The organism is Flavobacterium sp. YJ01 (assembly GCF_029320955.1).
Lineage (GTDB): Bacteria > Bacteroidota > Bacteroidia > Flavobacteriales > Flavobacteriaceae > Flavobacterium.
In genome coordinates this window covers 3183621-3196807 of the sequence record NZ_CP119757.1, presented here as the reverse complement: position 1 = coordinate 3196807, position 13187 = coordinate 3183621, and the positions used below count along the sequence as shown (strand labels likewise).

Genomic DNA, 13187 nt, shown 5'->3' with positions numbered 1-13187 from the left:
AAACGGCATTGACTTTTTAAAGTTTAATGCCGTTTTTTTATAGCCTTTTTTGTTATATTTGTTTCAAACAAAAAACACCGTTTATGTATAATTTTCTACAAAAATTTCACTCTGGATGGGCGTATTTAGCACTACTGCTTTTGCTCGTTGCGGTTGTTAACGCAATCATCGGAGTAACATCAAAAAAAGAGTTTACAGCTAAAGATCGAAAAATTGCTTTATTTGCTTTAATTGGAACTCATACTCAGTTATTAATTGGTTTAATACTATATTTTGTTTCTCCACTAGGAAAAGCTGCTTTTGGTCAAATGTCAAATGCAGAACTTAGATTAACATCATTAGAGCACCCTCTTATTAATCTTATTGCAATCGTCCTAATTACAATTGGATGGTCTAAACATAAAAAATTAATCAACAGCGAAGCTAAATTTAAAACCTTTGCTATATTTTACGGATTAGGATTATTACTTATTTTAAGTAGAATTCCATGGAACCTTTGGTTCTAGAAAAAACCAATTAAGAGCCCTTTCAACAGGGCTTTTTTTATCTCGGCATATTATTTGTACAAACTCCCCCCAAGTCTGAAAAAAAATAACCCATGAGAAATAAAAAAATTATTTTATTCGCCACAATCGCTTTCACTTTAATTAGTGGTTTCACCTATGTTATAAGTCAAACAAAACCTGCAACAGACCCAAAAATCACTCAAGACACTGTAAAAAATGCAAGACCAAATATTATTGCATTACCTATAGATTCGGTATTTACTGACAAAGGATTAAAACTTAGACCATACAAAAAAAACGCTCATGCCTCCTACTACGCAGATCGTTTTAATGGAAAAAGAACCGCTAACGGAAGCAGATTTAACAACAACAGTTATACCGCAGCTCACAAAAAACTTCCTTTTGGAACTAGAGTAAAAGTAACCAATGAAGCAAACGGAAAGTTTGTTATTGTAAAAATTACCGACCGCGGCCCATTTGTAAAAACCCGCGAGATCGATTTATCCAAAAGAGCTTTTATGGATATCACCAAAAATAAAGGTGCTGGAGCAATGAAAGTTACAATCGAAACTATAGTAGAATAAAAAAATCCCGCTTTAAAAAGCGGGATTTTTATTTTAAACCAATTTTCTTAACGTCATCACGATTCCAGTATGAATTCCTTCGTGGTAATTATTAAAATCTAATGCGTCTTGAACGTTGCTTAATGTAAATCCCATACTCGTGGTATATTCATTATAATCTACAAAAAGACCGCTTTCAAAATCATTTTTTGTTTTTTCAAATGTGTTTAAAAGCAAAGTTTTAATTTCATTCACTTCTTCTTGCGAAACATCTCCTTCTGGTTTTGTTCCTTTTCTGTATTTCAAAATAAATTCTTCTGAAACCATTGTTGGAAGTCCCGATAATTTGTAAATCAATGTCTGCTGTGCTGCGACACAATGCCCTACATTCCAGATAATATTATTATTAAAACCTTGCGGAATTTCGTTTAATTGTTCTAAAGAATGTCCATCTAAGATTTTTAAGAGAATTTCTCTGATTGTTTTTTGCGTTTCAAAAACCGAGCTCATATTATTATTTTTTTTCTAAAATTAATCATTTTTAAGTTCCAAATGATTTTTCTTTGTAGTCTAATACAATTCAAAAATCATGGACAAAATATATTATCTAGCTTCTTGCGATACGTGCAGAAAAATTATCAAAAGCTTACCAGAAAACAATTTAGTTTTTCAAGACATCAGACAAGATCCAATTACTGAAGATCAGCTTGAAGAAATGTACAAACTTTCAGGAAGTTACGAAGCTTTATTCAGCAAAAAAGCACAGCTATACAAATCAATGGATTTAAAAAACAAATCTTTGACCGAAGCTGATTTTAGAAAATACATTTTAGAACATTACACTTTCTTAAGCCGTCCAGTTTTTATTATTGACGGTAAGATTTACATCGGCAACAGCCAAAAAAATGTCGCAGAAGTTATAAAAGCGTTATCATAAGAATCGTATTGAAATATTTGTACGAAACTGATTTACAATTTACAACGCAAAGCAGCAAACTTTTAATTATCTTTGCGCCTTTATACTCAATTCTATGATACAATCTATGACAGGGTTTGGCAAAGCTTCTTTGCAATTGCCTACAAAAAAAATTACTGTTGAAGTAAAGTCCTTAAACAGCAAAGGTTTAGATCTAAATGTAAGAATGCCATCGCTTTACCGCGAAATGGAATTAGGATTACGCACCCAGATCTCGACTAAATTAGAGAGAGGAAAAATTGATTTTGCGATTTACGTCGAAAATACCGCAGAACAAACTACAACTAAAGTAAATGTGCCTGTTGTAAAATACTATATCGCGCAGTTAAAAGAAGTTAATCCTGATGCTGATGAAACTGAATTAATGAAAATGGCGGTTCGTATGCCAGATACATTAAAAACAGAACGTGAAGAAATTGACGAAGATGATTGGGATCAAATTCAGGTTATCATTGACGAAGCACTTCAAAATATCTTAAATTTCCGTAGAGACGAAGGTGAATCTTTAGAAAAAGAATTCAATCTAAGAATCGGAAATATTCGCCAATTTATGAATGATACTTTAGCGCTTGATCCAGAACGTGTTCAAGCTATTAAAGATCGTTTGCAAACGGCAATCTCAGAATTACAAGTAAATGTAGACGAAAACCGTTTTGAACAGGAATTAATCTATTATTTAGAAAAATTAGATATCACGGAAGAAAAAGTACGTTTAGGAAACCATTTAGATTACTTTTTAGAAACTTTAAACGGTTCTGAAGCTAATGGTAGAAAGCTTGGTTTTATCACTCAAGAAATGGGCCGTGAAATCAATACAATGGGTTCAAAATCTAACCATGCTCAAATGCAGAAATTGGTTGTGATGATGAAAGATGAATTGGAGAAGATTAAGGAACAAGTATTGAATGTTTTGTAAAAGCTATAGGCTTTACGCAATAAGCTGTAAGCAAAATAACTACATCAAAATAGAGCCTAAGGCTTATTGCCTAAAGCTTAAAGCATAAATAAAAGCTTAAAGCATATTGCTTGAAGCCTAAAGCATAAATTAATGAACAAAGGAAAATTAATTGTTTTTTCGGCACCTTCTGGCTCAGGAAAAACAACTATCGTAAAACATTTGTTAGGTCAAGAAGATTTAAATTTAGAATTTTCAATCTCAGCGGCTTCACGTGATCCGCGTGGAGAAGAAGTTCACGGAAAAGATTATTATTTTATTTCGCTGGAAGAATTCAAAAAACACATTAAAGCGGAAGATTTTCTTGAATGGGAAGAAGTTTACCGTGATAATTTCTACGGAACTTTAAAATCGGAAATTGAGAGAATCTGGGCTTTAGGAAAAAACGTCATTTTTGACATTGATGTTGCGGGTGGACTTCGTATTAAACATAAATTTCCTGAACAAACTTTAGCCGTTTTTGTAAAACCTCCAAGCGTAGACGAACTTAAACGTAGATTAAAAGAACGTTCTACCGAAAGCGAAGATAAAATCAATATGCGTATTGCTAAAGCTTCTGTTGAATTAGCTACTGCTCCACAATTTGATGTGATTATTAAAAATTATGATTTGGAAGTTGCTCTTGAAGAAGCACATCAATTGGTTAAGGATTTCGTAAATAAATAAATTCTATTCCGCAGAGAATCACAAAGAAAAATACACAAAGATTCGCAAAAGCTTTTTTTAATCTTTGCGAATCTTTGTGCTATCTTAGCGAATCTCTGTGAAACTAAAAAAAATGAAAGTAGGTCTTTATTTCGGAACATATAATCCTATTCATGTTGGTCATTTAATCATTGCCAATCATATGGCAGAATTTGCAGATTTAGATCAAATTTGGATGGTTGTTACGCCTCATAATCCATTAAAAAAGAAAGCGACTTTATTAGACGATCAGCAGCGTTTGCAAATGGTTTTTCTGGCTACAGAAGATTATCCAAAAATTAAACCTTCTGATATTGAATTTAAACTGCCTCAGCCGAGTTATACAGTAATTACATTGGCACATTTACAAGAAAAATATCCTACTCATGAATTTTCATTAATCATGGGCGAGGACAACCTGAAAACGCTTCATAAATGGAAAAATTATGAGGTGATTTTAGAAAACCATGATATTTATGTCTATCCGCGTATTTCTGATGAACCTGAAAATGTTCAGCTAAAATCGCATCCAAAAATTCATGTTATTGATGCCCCGATCGTAGAAATTTCTTCGACTTTTATTCGAAAGAGCATTAAAGAAGGAAAAAATATTCAGCCTTTATTGCCACCGAAAGTTTGGGAATATATTGATCATAATAATTTTTATAAGAAGTAAACAAACAAATTATACCCAATATTGTCATTTCGACGAAGGAGAAATCTTCGTTAGAAACTCTACAAAGATTGGACATTTGTTGCGGAGTTACTTACGAAGATTCCTCGTTCCTCAGAATGACAAACTGAATGGAAAAAACAATCATAAAAAAAGCCTGAATTTAAAATTCAGGCTTTTCTTTTATAATTATGCTTCGATACTTACTTCACTTTTTACTCTTGTTCTAATCTCACTAAGTGATTGATCTACTAAAAGTTTTCCATCTCTAAAAACCTCTTTCAATTCACCTTGTTTTTCTTCTTCCCAAGAAACATTGTCAGTCAAATGATACTTTCCGTCAATCAAATCAATTTTCATTAATCCCTTGGCAGATTTTTTAGTTCCGTCGTCAGTGATTGGATCTTTGAAGATAGCTCTTCCCTCTCCGTTTACTTCTCCGTAAGTTGCTTTCATCGCAAATCCGAAAGTATCTCTGGTATTGTATTGATAAGTAAAAGATCCAATTCCTAATACGACATTCGTAGAAGCAAATCCTTTAGCTTTTAATCGTTCGCAGATTTGAGTTGCACGTGCCACGGTAATACTATCTCCATAAATGGCACCAATTTGAGGCACTAATTCTTTAAACCCTTTTGTATTTGTAGAACCTCCAAAAACATCCCAAAGCAATTCAATAACACCTTTCTTTTCTTGTTCTGTTTTTCCGTTCGGATTTCCGCAGATGATATCAACTGGATCACCGCTATCAGGACGAATTACCACTTTTCCTTCTCTAGAAACAATTTCTTCTTTTAATCTTGGAAGATAATCGGTTAGTACTTTCCACAGATCCCAAGTATCAGAAACGATAGAAACAATTCCTTTTGGATAAACTTGCGTAATCAATCTTTTGAACGTTTCGTATTCGCCTTCTGTGGTTCCCATACACATTACAGAATGTTCTGTCGCCGCTACTGAACCCGCTACAAGTTCCAAATCTGAATTGGCATTGTAATATTCTTCTAAGAAATCGATAGCCGGAATAGTATCAGATCCTGTAAAACTTAATAAATGTCCCGCTGCAGAAGTCAAAGCTGCTTCAATTCCGCCCATTCCTCGCATTGAGAAATCGTGCGCTTGCCAATCTACGAATTCTGGTACAGAAGACGTTTCTGCTGCATATTTATCTAGTACTTTTCTGTATTGTTTTGCCAAAGTCGCAGAATTACACGGAAGCCAAACCACAGCAGAAAGTAAAGTCTCGAAATAATTTGTCAACCAGAAAAATTCAGGAATGGTGTTGTACATCGTAAACATCGGCACACGTAACGGAACACTTGCTCCTTCTGGCAACGCTTTGAAAACCATCGGAATATAACCTAAATCATGTAAATCTTCGATGTGTTTTGTTCCGACTAAATTTTCACCTAGATAGTTATTGATTCTTTTCGCGTATTTGTTAACGACTTCTTCTTTTGGTTTTTTGAAGAAATATTCTTCAAAATCATGAATGATATATTTTTTAATGAAATATTGCAATCCGAAAAACACAACTTCGTCTAGTTCTTCGATTCTAGATTTTCTTGGCGTCCAGTTAGAATAAACAATTGTTGTTCCGTCTGGGTATTGTCTTCTGTGGTCAACTTTGTAACCGTCGGTTAATAGTAGTGGGTTCATATATTTTTATATTAATTTTTCTAATTTTATTTGAATAACATCTTGATCCTCAAAATCTTTTACAGAATCCGTTGTGAAAATTCCGTCAAAGCAGTTTAAAACCTCAAAACCTTTATTGAAAATTCCGTGACTTACGGCTAAGTACAATTTTCCGGCGTTTTTCTTTTTCAATTCCTCAGCCAAACCAACAAAAGTTCCTCCTCCGTCACAAATATCATCTACAATTAAACAATCCATTCCGTTTAAATCGTCTTCATAAACTTTAAAACCAGATAATTTTCCTGTTTTCACATCACGACTTTTACTGCATTCTACCACTTCTACTCCGCCTAAAAATTCAGAAACTTTGTAGATTTTTTTAAGAGCTCCTCCATCTGGAGAAATCAATTTTACGTTTTCACCAATTCTATTTAAAACTTCTTTGATAAAAGTATAATTTGGAATAACGGTACTATTGTTCAATAAAGCTGGAGTAACTTCTGAGTGTGCATCAAAAACATAAACTTTGCTCAATTGCAAGGCATTAATAATATCAGCATATACTTTTACAGAAAGTGGTTCGCCTGGAATCATAACGCGATCTTGTCTTGCCGCTGGAAAATACGGAATAAAAAGATCGATAATTTTAACGTCCATTCTTCGTAAAGCATCAACTGTAACACACAATAAACCTAAATCGTTGAATGAATTTAATCGATGTGTGATCGTGATTTTTCTGTTTGGATCAAAATCTGGATTGATTTTAATATGTGGCTCTCCACCAGAAAATGTAAAACTTTGAAATTTGATTTCTTCCTGATTTTGAAAAGGAGCGAATTTTGTGTCAAGATTTAGTATCATAATTTTTTAGTTTGCGTTAATTATACGCAAATGTAGAATTTAATTTTGAATAAACAATTTTATTTTGTGTAAAATTTACGCAAACTTTATTTCGAAGTGAAAACCTTTTTCAACTAACTCTTTGTATTTTGACTTATTAAATCTAAAAATTTTAGCTGGACGCCCAGTTTTTACAGGAGAAATTTTCTCGGTTTGTTCTAAAATATCAAAGCTTAGTATTTTTTTGCGGAAGTTACGGCGGTCGATTTCTTTTTCTAAAATAGTACAATAAAGGTTTTCAAGATCTGAAAACAAGAAATCTTCTGGAAGTAAATCAAAACCAATTGGTTCGTAAGTTAATTTTGCTTTTAGTCTTTCTATTCCTTTTTTTAGAATCAAATTATGATCGAAAGCCAAAGACGGAATTTCGTTAATTTTAAACCATTGCACTCTTTCAGCATCTGTATTAGCTTTAATTTCTAGATTAGAAGCATCAACTAAAGCGTAATAAGCAACCGAAATAACGCGGTTTCTGGAATCTCTATGAATGTCATCGCCAAAAGTGTACAATTGTTCCATAAAAGTAAGCTGTACGCTTGTTTCTTCATGCAATTCGCGAATAACGGCATCGTTTAAAGATTCGTCATCTTTCACCAAACCTCCTGGTAAAGCCCAATATTTATCAGAAGAACCGAATTGCTGTTCAATCAATAACGCATACAAACCGCCGCTTTTATATCCAAAAACAATTGCATCGACAGCAATTCTAATATTTTGCAATTTTTCCATATTTAAAAATCATATCGAACAAATATAACGAATGAGGATCAACTTTGTAATCTATGCATACGCAATAAATTACAAAGTTGATCCTCATTATTATTTTTTACTTGTAGTGTTTTAGTTCACTGTTACACTTTTCTTTGGACTAACAGTACAGCTTCCGCCTCCTTTTTTAAGCGTTACATCTGCTTTAACTTCAAAAGTTCCTGCGGCACTGTAAGTATGAGAAACCGCACCGGTCGCACTATTTATTGTTTGAGCTGGAGTTCCGTCGCCAAAAGTCCATTTTACAGAGGTTACGGTATTCTCTCCGCTATATTGAATGGAGTAATTAATTATTTTTGAATTTGTTCCGTCAGCAGTGTGCTTTAGTTCGGTTAATATTGAATCACCAAAACAATCTACTATTGCTTCATCATCGCTTTTACTGCAAGAATTGCTCATAAAAAACACGATGGTAATCATCAAAACTGTCGCGATCTTTTTCATAATTTGTTTGTTTAGGAATTTACTTATCAAAGTTATTCTTTTTTCAATAAAAAAAAAACAAACTACTGAATTACAATAAGTTATTACAATCTATTACCGAAAAACAGTTTTAACTCTTTAGCAATGGTTTCGAAAAAAGAATTTGAATTGGTATTCTTTGCCGTTAATAAATACACAAATTCCTCTGGAACGTGAAAACTATTCCAAACCAATTGCAATTTATTTTCTTTAATTAATTTTCTGGCGTTACAATTCCATGTTGCCGCAACTCCTTCATTTTTAGCCAAAAGTCGCAACATTTCAGATTCTGAAGGAATAATATAATTGGGAACCATAGAAGGTCTTTTTTTATTAAAAGCGTGAAGCCAAAATACTTTTATGTGCGGAATACGAGCGTCATGACTATACCATTTTTGCCCGTTAAGCCATTGCTCTATTTCTGTATAATTATCAGCTTTTAGCCTTTGGCGAAATTCTGTTATATCCAAAGTTGTTGGCGCGACCAATATCAATTTGATTTTTCCAACAATTTCGTAAGTAGTATCAAAAGTATCGAACCTTTTTGTCGTAATGGCAAAATCGAGTTTTTTAGCGTCTACTAATGAAAAAAGTTCTTCATTTTCTGCGAAAGTGAAATCGATTAAATCAAATTTCGAAATAAGGAGATCGCCAACACAATCAAAAAGATGTTTTGAAATACCCACCGAAATTAATCGATTGGCATCTTCAGCTTTGGTTCGAAAGCTAGTTTCTACATTTTCAAGCCTTTCCAACGCGTCTATTATCAAATTATTCAGTAACTTAGCATATTCGGTTGGCTCAACTCCTTTCGATTTCCGGTTAAATAATTTATTTCCGACGTGCGCCTCAAGCATTGAAATCTGCTGACTAACCGCTGGCTGACTCATAAATAATTCCTTCGCAGCCACTGAAAAATTACCGTTTTTGTAAACTGCCTTAAAAGTTCTGTACCATTCTAGATTTACCATGATATAAATATATTTATAACAAACATAGTTTATTTTATTTTTACTGATATCACATAAGACGTAAATTTGTTGAAAATTTAATCTTATGAAGAAAATAGCATTACTCGCAATAATTGCATTTACAGCCGTAAGCATTTCTGCTGAGGCTCAAAAGTCTAATAAAAAAAGTATGAAAAAAGTCTTATTTGTTGTTACCAGTAATGATAAACTGGGCAATACAGGAGAAAAAACAGGATTTTGGTCAGAAGAATTTGCTGCACCATATTATGAATTACTGGATCAAGGCGTTGAAATAACAATTGCTTCTCCGCTTGGAGGACAACCGCCAATTGATCCAAAAAGTGCCGATCCGGCTTCGGCAACCGAAGACACCAAACGTTTTGATACTGACAAAGTTTTGCAAGAAAAATTAAAAAATACTTTAAAGCTTTATACAGTTGATCAAAAAGATTACGACGCAGTATTTTATCCAGGAGGTCACGGTCCGCTTTGGGATTTGGTTGAAGACAGAAGTTCGATTGCTTTAATTGAATCTTTCTACACGCACAAAAAACCAGTTGCTTTTGTTTGTCACGCTCCTGCCGTTCTGAAAAACGTAAAAGTTGATGGACAATATCTAGTAAAAGGTAAAAAAATAACTGGTTTTACTAACGAAGAAGAAGAAGCTGTAGGTTTGACAAAAGTAGTTCCGTTTTTATTGGAAGATGCTTTAGCATCAAACGGAGGAATTTTTTCTAAAGGTCCAAACTGGCAACCGCACGCTGTTGAAGACGGACTTTTAATTACAGGACAAAATCCAGCTTCATCGAAATTAGTGGCTGGAAAATTGCTTCACAAATTGAATTAAAAAAGATGCTAAGATTCTAAGTTGCTAAGAAACTAAGTTTTTCTTTTGGTAATTTAGATTTTATCAAAAAATTAAAATAATAAAATCACCCGATGCTAAAAAACTTACTAACTCAGTTTCTTAGCATCTTAGAAACTCTAAAAAAAAATGCTAAACTTTGAATTATATAATCCGACAAATTTAATCTTCGGAAAAGGACAAATTGAAAAACTTTCGACTTTAGTTCCAAAAAATGCTAAAATATTATTGGCTTATGGTGGTGGAAGTATTTTTAAAAACGGAATTTACGATCAAGTAATCCAAAATCTTAAAGGTTTTGAAATTGTAGAATTTGGCGGAATTGAACCAAATCCGAGATTCGAAACTTTGATGAAAGCTGTTGAAGTTATCAAAACAGAAAAAATTGATTTTATTCTGGCAGTCGGTGGCGGATCAGTAATTGACGGTGTGAAATTTATTTCTGGAGCCGTTAATTTTGAAGGAAATCCGATTGACATTCTACAAAAAAGAATTTTAATTAAAGAAAATGCATTGCCGTTTGGAACTATTTTGACACTTCCAGCAACAGGAAGCGAAATGAATTCTGGATATGTGGTAACAATTGAAGCGACTCAAGAAAAATTATCTTCTGGCGGAAGCGCTTTGTTTCCGCAATTCTCCATTTGCGATCCAACTGTAATTGCTTCTTTACCGAAAAGACAACTTGAAAATGGTGTTGTAGATGCATTTACTCACGTTATGGAACAATATTTAACATATCCAACAGATGCTTTTCTACAAGACAGAATTGCAGAGGGAATATTGCAGACTTTAATTGAAGTTGGTCCAGGCGTTGTACAAAATCCGACAGATTATACTTTGGCATCTAATTTTATGTGGAGCTGTACAATGGCGTTAAACGGATTAATTCAGAAAGGTGTTCCAAGCGATTGGGCAACTCACATGATTGGGCATGAATTGACGGCTCTTTACGAAATTGATCACGCTAGAACTTTGGCGATTATCGGTCCGAGTTTGTACACGGTAATGTTTGAAAGTAAAAAAGGAAAATTAGCACAATACGGAAGACGAATTTTCAACTTAACAGGTTCTGATGAAGAAGTTGCAAAAGAAGCAATCAACAAAACCGTAGCATTTTTCCATACAATGGGAATGGACACGAAACTTTCACAATATACAAACGACTATTCTAACACAGCAGATTTTATTGTAAATCGTTTTGAAGAAAGAGGTTGGAAAGGTTTAGGAGAAAAGCAATTAGTAACTTTAGATAAAGTGAAATCTATTGTTGAACTTAGTTATTAAAGGATAAATTCCAAATTTTTAAAATTCCAAATTCCAATCTCAGTATATTGGAATTTCATAAAAAAAGGCGTTCTTAATAAATTTAGGAACGCCTTTTTAAAATACTAAAACAAAACTAACTAACTCAATTCCTTCTAAATTCATTAAAATTCTAATTTATAAAGTATTACAACGTATGCTGCATAAATTTATTGCATGGTATTGAAAAAAAATATTTAAAAAGTAAAATATCTTGAAAGTCATTGTTATTAAAGGCTTTTTTCAAATTTCTTAAATGAGGTTTTGCTTTATTAGCACATTATTAAGTACTTTTGTTTTAAATTATTAAAATAATGAGCGAAAAATTAAAATTTGCAGTGATTGGTGGTGGAAGCTGGGCAACGGCAATTGCGAAAATGTTATGCGTTAATCTTTCAGAAATTGCATGGTATATGCGTAATGATTCGGCAATCGAGCATATACAGAAGTACAAACACAATCCGAACTATTTAAGTTCTGTTGAATTTGACACCAAAAAACTCAAATTAACCAATAATATAAACGAAGCGATAGAATATGCAGATTATATCATTTTTGCAATTCCGTCTGCTTTCTTAGATGCCGAATTAAAGAATATGACGGTTTCTTTAGCAGATAAAATTATTTTTTCTGCTATTAAAGGAATTGTTCCTGAAACTAGTTTAATTGTTGGTGAACATTTTCATATTCAATATGATATTCCATATTACAATATCGGAGTAATTACAGGTCCGTGTCACGCTGAGGAAGTGGCATTAGAAAGACTTTCTTATCTAACAATTGCCTGTGGAGATCCCGACAAAGCAAAAACGGTTGCTAAAACACTTTCTGGAAATTACATTAAAGCAAAAATTTCAGACGATATTATCGGAACTGAATATGCGGCAATGCTAAAGAATATTTACTCTATCGCTGCCGGAATTGCTCATGGTTTAGGTTATGGCGATAACTTTCAATCCGTTTTGATGAGTAATGCGATTCGCGAAATGAAGAAATTCATTAGAAAAGTACATAAAATGAAGCGTAACATTAATGATTCGGCTTATTTGGGCGATTTATTAGTGACAGGATATTCTGTTTTCTCTAGAAATAGAATGTTCGGAAATATGATCGGAAAAGGTTATACCGTAAAAAGTGCCATGATGGAAATGAGTATGGTTGCAGAAGGTTATTATGCTACCAAAAGTGCTTATAAATTAAATCAAGGTTACGGAGCTAAAACGCCAATTATCGACGCAGTTTATGCCGTTTTATATGAAGGAAAAGATGCAAAATCTGTTTTCAGAAAATTGACTGAATCTTTGGATTGATTTTTTTTAGTGAAAAGAATCAAGAACTAAGACTTATCTTAAAAATAAAAAAAAGAGCCAAACTGAATTTCAGCCTTGGCTCTTTCTTCTTTATTCTATTTAAGTCTAGTCTAGTCTTTTCTCTTTCTTCTTGCCTCTTTTCCCTACTTCACCATAACCCCATCCACAAACAAAATCGGCACTTCTTCCATTTTATTTTCGTCAAGCGAATTGGCTTTAAAAATGAACTTCTTATCGTACAAAGTATTTCCGATGAAAAACGTTACCATGAATTCGTTGTTAAGTACTAAAAGGCTTTTCTCGACCAATTCTATTTTTACAACAGAAACCGAAGGAACCTCAACAAATGCATGACGCAGAATTGAAGTCTTTTTCATTTCACCATCAATAGTTCCAAAAGCTTTAGAAACTACCATTACGCTGTCTAAATTAAAATCACTATCGTTTACTAAATAAGCGTACCACACTTTTTCCATAAAATCGTCGCTCCATTCCTGCACTGCGGCTAGAAATACATTTTCGACTTCTGGAATTACTATATCTTTTTTCATATGAGTCAAAAGTTTTAAAGTCGAAAGTCGAAAGTCAAAAACCATCACTCTGAGACTTTT

Annotated in this window: 16 protein-coding genes; 9 read left to right on the top strand and 7 right to left on the bottom strand. The window is 33.2% G+C overall.

The features are described 5' to 3' along the window. The first annotated feature begins 83 nt into the window (after positions 1-83). Entirely contained in the window at positions 84-506 is a 423-nt protein-coding gene (locus P0R33_RS13950) for a hypothetical protein (RefSeq protein ID WP_095953867.1), read from the top strand. A gap of 92 nt (positions 507-598) precedes the next feature. Next, complete coding sequence (locus tag P0R33_RS13945) at positions 599-1090, top strand: septal ring lytic transglycosylase RlpA family protein (RefSeq protein WP_276171795.1); 492 nt, start codon at positions 599-601, stop codon at positions 1088-1090. A 33-nt stretch (positions 1091-1123) separates the two neighbouring features. On the opposite strand, the gene P0R33_RS13940 is transcribed toward P0R33_RS13945, so the two are convergent. After that, on the bottom strand, positions 1124-1579 hold the full coding sequence (locus P0R33_RS13940) for a DinB family protein (protein ID WP_276171794.1): 456 nt from the start codon (positions 1577-1579) through the stop codon (positions 1124-1126). A gap of 79 nt (positions 1580-1658) precedes the next feature. Between P0R33_RS13940 and P0R33_RS13935 the strand changes: the two genes are divergently transcribed. From P0R33_RS13935 to nadD, 4 genes are all read left to right on the top strand, one after another. Continuing rightward, on the top strand, positions 1659-2006 hold the full coding sequence (locus tag P0R33_RS13935; protein ID WP_276171793.1) for an ArsC/Spx/MgsR family protein: 348 nt from the start codon (positions 1659-1661) through the stop codon (positions 2004-2006). A gap of 94 nt (positions 2007-2100) precedes the next feature. Next, complete coding sequence (locus P0R33_RS13930; RefSeq protein WP_276171792.1) at positions 2101-2961, top strand: YicC/YloC family endoribonuclease; 861 nt, start codon at positions 2101-2103, stop codon at positions 2959-2961. 132 nt (positions 2962-3093) lie between these two features. Continuing rightward, the gene (gene gmk / locus P0R33_RS13925) at positions 3094-3666 is read left to right on the top strand and encodes a guanylate kinase (RefSeq protein WP_276171791.1); all 573 of its coding nucleotides are present in this window, start codon (positions 3094-3096) and stop codon (positions 3664-3666) included. 112 nt (positions 3667-3778) lie between these two features. After that, complete coding sequence (gene nadD, locus P0R33_RS13920) at positions 3779-4360, top strand: nicotinate (nicotinamide) nucleotide adenylyltransferase (RefSeq protein ID WP_276171790.1); 582 nt, start codon at positions 3779-3781, stop codon at positions 4358-4360. Between the two features lie 186 nt (positions 4361-4546). Here the strand turns inward: nadD and P0R33_RS13915 are convergent, their stop codons facing one another. The 5 genes from P0R33_RS13915 to P0R33_RS13895 form a co-directional block, all read right to left on the bottom strand. After that, entirely contained in the window at positions 4547-6016 is a 1470-nt protein-coding gene (locus P0R33_RS13915) for a nicotinate phosphoribosyltransferase (RefSeq protein ID WP_276171789.1), read from the bottom strand. A gap of 6 nt (positions 6017-6022) precedes the next feature. Next, positions 6023-6856, bottom strand: coding sequence for a ribose-phosphate diphosphokinase (gene prs / locus P0R33_RS13910; RefSeq protein WP_276171788.1), 834 nt, complete (start codon positions 6854-6856; stop codon positions 6023-6025). Between the two features lie 75 nt (positions 6857-6931). Beyond that, positions 6932-7624 (bottom strand): NUDIX domain-containing protein, encoded by a 693-nt coding sequence (locus tag P0R33_RS13905; RefSeq protein ID WP_276171787.1) that lies wholly within the window; start codon positions 7622-7624, stop codon positions 6932-6934. Positions 7625-7735: 111 nt separating this feature from the next. Further along, entirely contained in the window at positions 7736-8107 is a 372-nt protein-coding gene (locus P0R33_RS13900) for a PKD domain-containing protein (RefSeq protein ID WP_276171786.1), read from the bottom strand. Positions 8108-8190: 83 nt separating this feature from the next. After that, positions 8191-9096 carry a LysR family transcriptional regulator gene (locus P0R33_RS13895; RefSeq protein ID WP_276171785.1) on the bottom strand — a complete coding sequence of 302 codons (906 nt, stop codon included), beginning with the start codon at positions 9094-9096 and terminating at the stop codon, positions 8191-8193. Positions 9097-9181: 85 nt separating this feature from the next. On the opposite strand from P0R33_RS13895, the gene P0R33_RS13890 reads away from it, so the two are divergent. From P0R33_RS13890 to P0R33_RS13880, 3 genes are all read left to right on the top strand, one after another. Beyond that, the gene (locus P0R33_RS13890; RefSeq protein WP_276171784.1) at positions 9182-9943 is read left to right on the top strand and encodes a type 1 glutamine amidotransferase domain-containing protein; all 762 of its coding nucleotides are present in this window, start codon (positions 9182-9184) and stop codon (positions 9941-9943) included. A 147-nt stretch (positions 9944-10090) separates the two neighbouring features. Next, a complete protein-coding gene (locus P0R33_RS13885) occupies positions 10091-11248 on the top strand; it encodes an iron-containing alcohol dehydrogenase (protein WP_276171783.1) in 1158 nt (385 codons plus the stop codon). A gap of 332 nt (positions 11249-11580) precedes the next feature. Next, on the top strand, positions 11581-12576 hold the full coding sequence (locus tag P0R33_RS13880) for an NAD(P)H-dependent glycerol-3-phosphate dehydrogenase (RefSeq protein ID WP_276171782.1): 996 nt from the start codon (positions 11581-11583) through the stop codon (positions 12574-12576). A gap of 143 nt (positions 12577-12719) precedes the next feature. Here the strand turns inward: P0R33_RS13880 and P0R33_RS13875 are convergent, their stop codons facing one another. After that, on the bottom strand, positions 12720-13127 hold the full coding sequence (locus P0R33_RS13875; protein ID WP_276171781.1) for a hypothetical protein: 408 nt from the start codon (positions 13125-13127) through the stop codon (positions 12720-12722). Positions 13128-13187: the final 60 nt, after the last annotated feature.

Bases quoted from the DNA above. Each gene is read 5' to 3' on its own strand.
- P0R33_RS13890 (WP_276171784.1), top strand. From the start codon at position 9,182: ATGAAGAAAATAGCATTACTCGCAATAATTGCATTTACAGCCGTAAGC.
- P0R33_RS13940 (WP_276171794.1), bottom strand. From the start codon at position 1,579: ATGAGCTCGGTTTTTGAAACGCAAAAAACAATCAGAGAAATTCTCTTA.
- P0R33_RS13885 (WP_276171783.1), top strand. From the start codon at position 10,091: ATGCTAAACTTTGAATTATATAATCCGACAAATTTAATCTTCGGAAAA.
- nadD (WP_276171790.1), top strand. From the start codon at position 3,779: ATGAAAGTAGGTCTTTATTTCGGAACATATAATCCTATTCATGTTGGT.
- P0R33_RS13935 (WP_276171793.1), top strand. From the start codon at position 1,659: ATGGACAAAATATATTATCTAGCTTCTTGCGATACGTGCAGAAAAATT.
- P0R33_RS13880 (WP_276171782.1), top strand. From the start codon at position 11,581: ATGAGCGAAAAATTAAAATTTGCAGTGATTGGTGGTGGAAGCTGGGCA.
- P0R33_RS13905 (WP_276171787.1), bottom strand. From the start codon at position 7,624: ATGGAAAAATTGCAAAATATTAGAATTGCTGTCGATGCAATTGTTTTT.
- P0R33_RS13915 (WP_276171789.1), bottom strand. From the start codon at position 6,016: ATGAACCCACTACTATTAACCGACGGTTACAAAGTTGACCACAGAAGA.
- prs (WP_276171788.1), bottom strand. From the start codon at position 6,856: ATGATACTAAATCTTGACACAAAATTCGCTCCTTTTCAAAATCAGGAA.
- P0R33_RS13900 (WP_276171786.1), bottom strand. From the start codon at position 8,107: ATGAAAAAGATCGCGACAGTTTTGATGATTACCATCGTGTTTTTTATG.
- P0R33_RS13875 (WP_276171781.1), bottom strand. From the start codon at position 13,127: ATGAAAAAAGATATAGTAATTCCAGAAGTCGAAAATGTATTTCTAGCC.
- P0R33_RS13950 (WP_095953867.1), top strand. From the start codon at position 84: ATGTATAATTTTCTACAAAAATTTCACTCTGGATGGGCGTATTTAGCA.
- P0R33_RS13930 (WP_276171792.1), top strand. From the start codon at position 2,101: ATGATACAATCTATGACAGGGTTTGGCAAAGCTTCTTTGCAATTGCCT.
- P0R33_RS13895 (WP_276171785.1), bottom strand. From the start codon at position 9,096: ATGGTAAATCTAGAATGGTACAGAACTTTTAAGGCAGTTTACAAAAAC.
- gmk (WP_276171791.1), top strand. From the start codon at position 3,094: ATGAACAAAGGAAAATTAATTGTTTTTTCGGCACCTTCTGGCTCAGGA.
- P0R33_RS13945 (WP_276171795.1), top strand. From the start codon at position 599: ATGAGAAATAAAAAAATTATTTTATTCGCCACAATCGCTTTCACTTTA.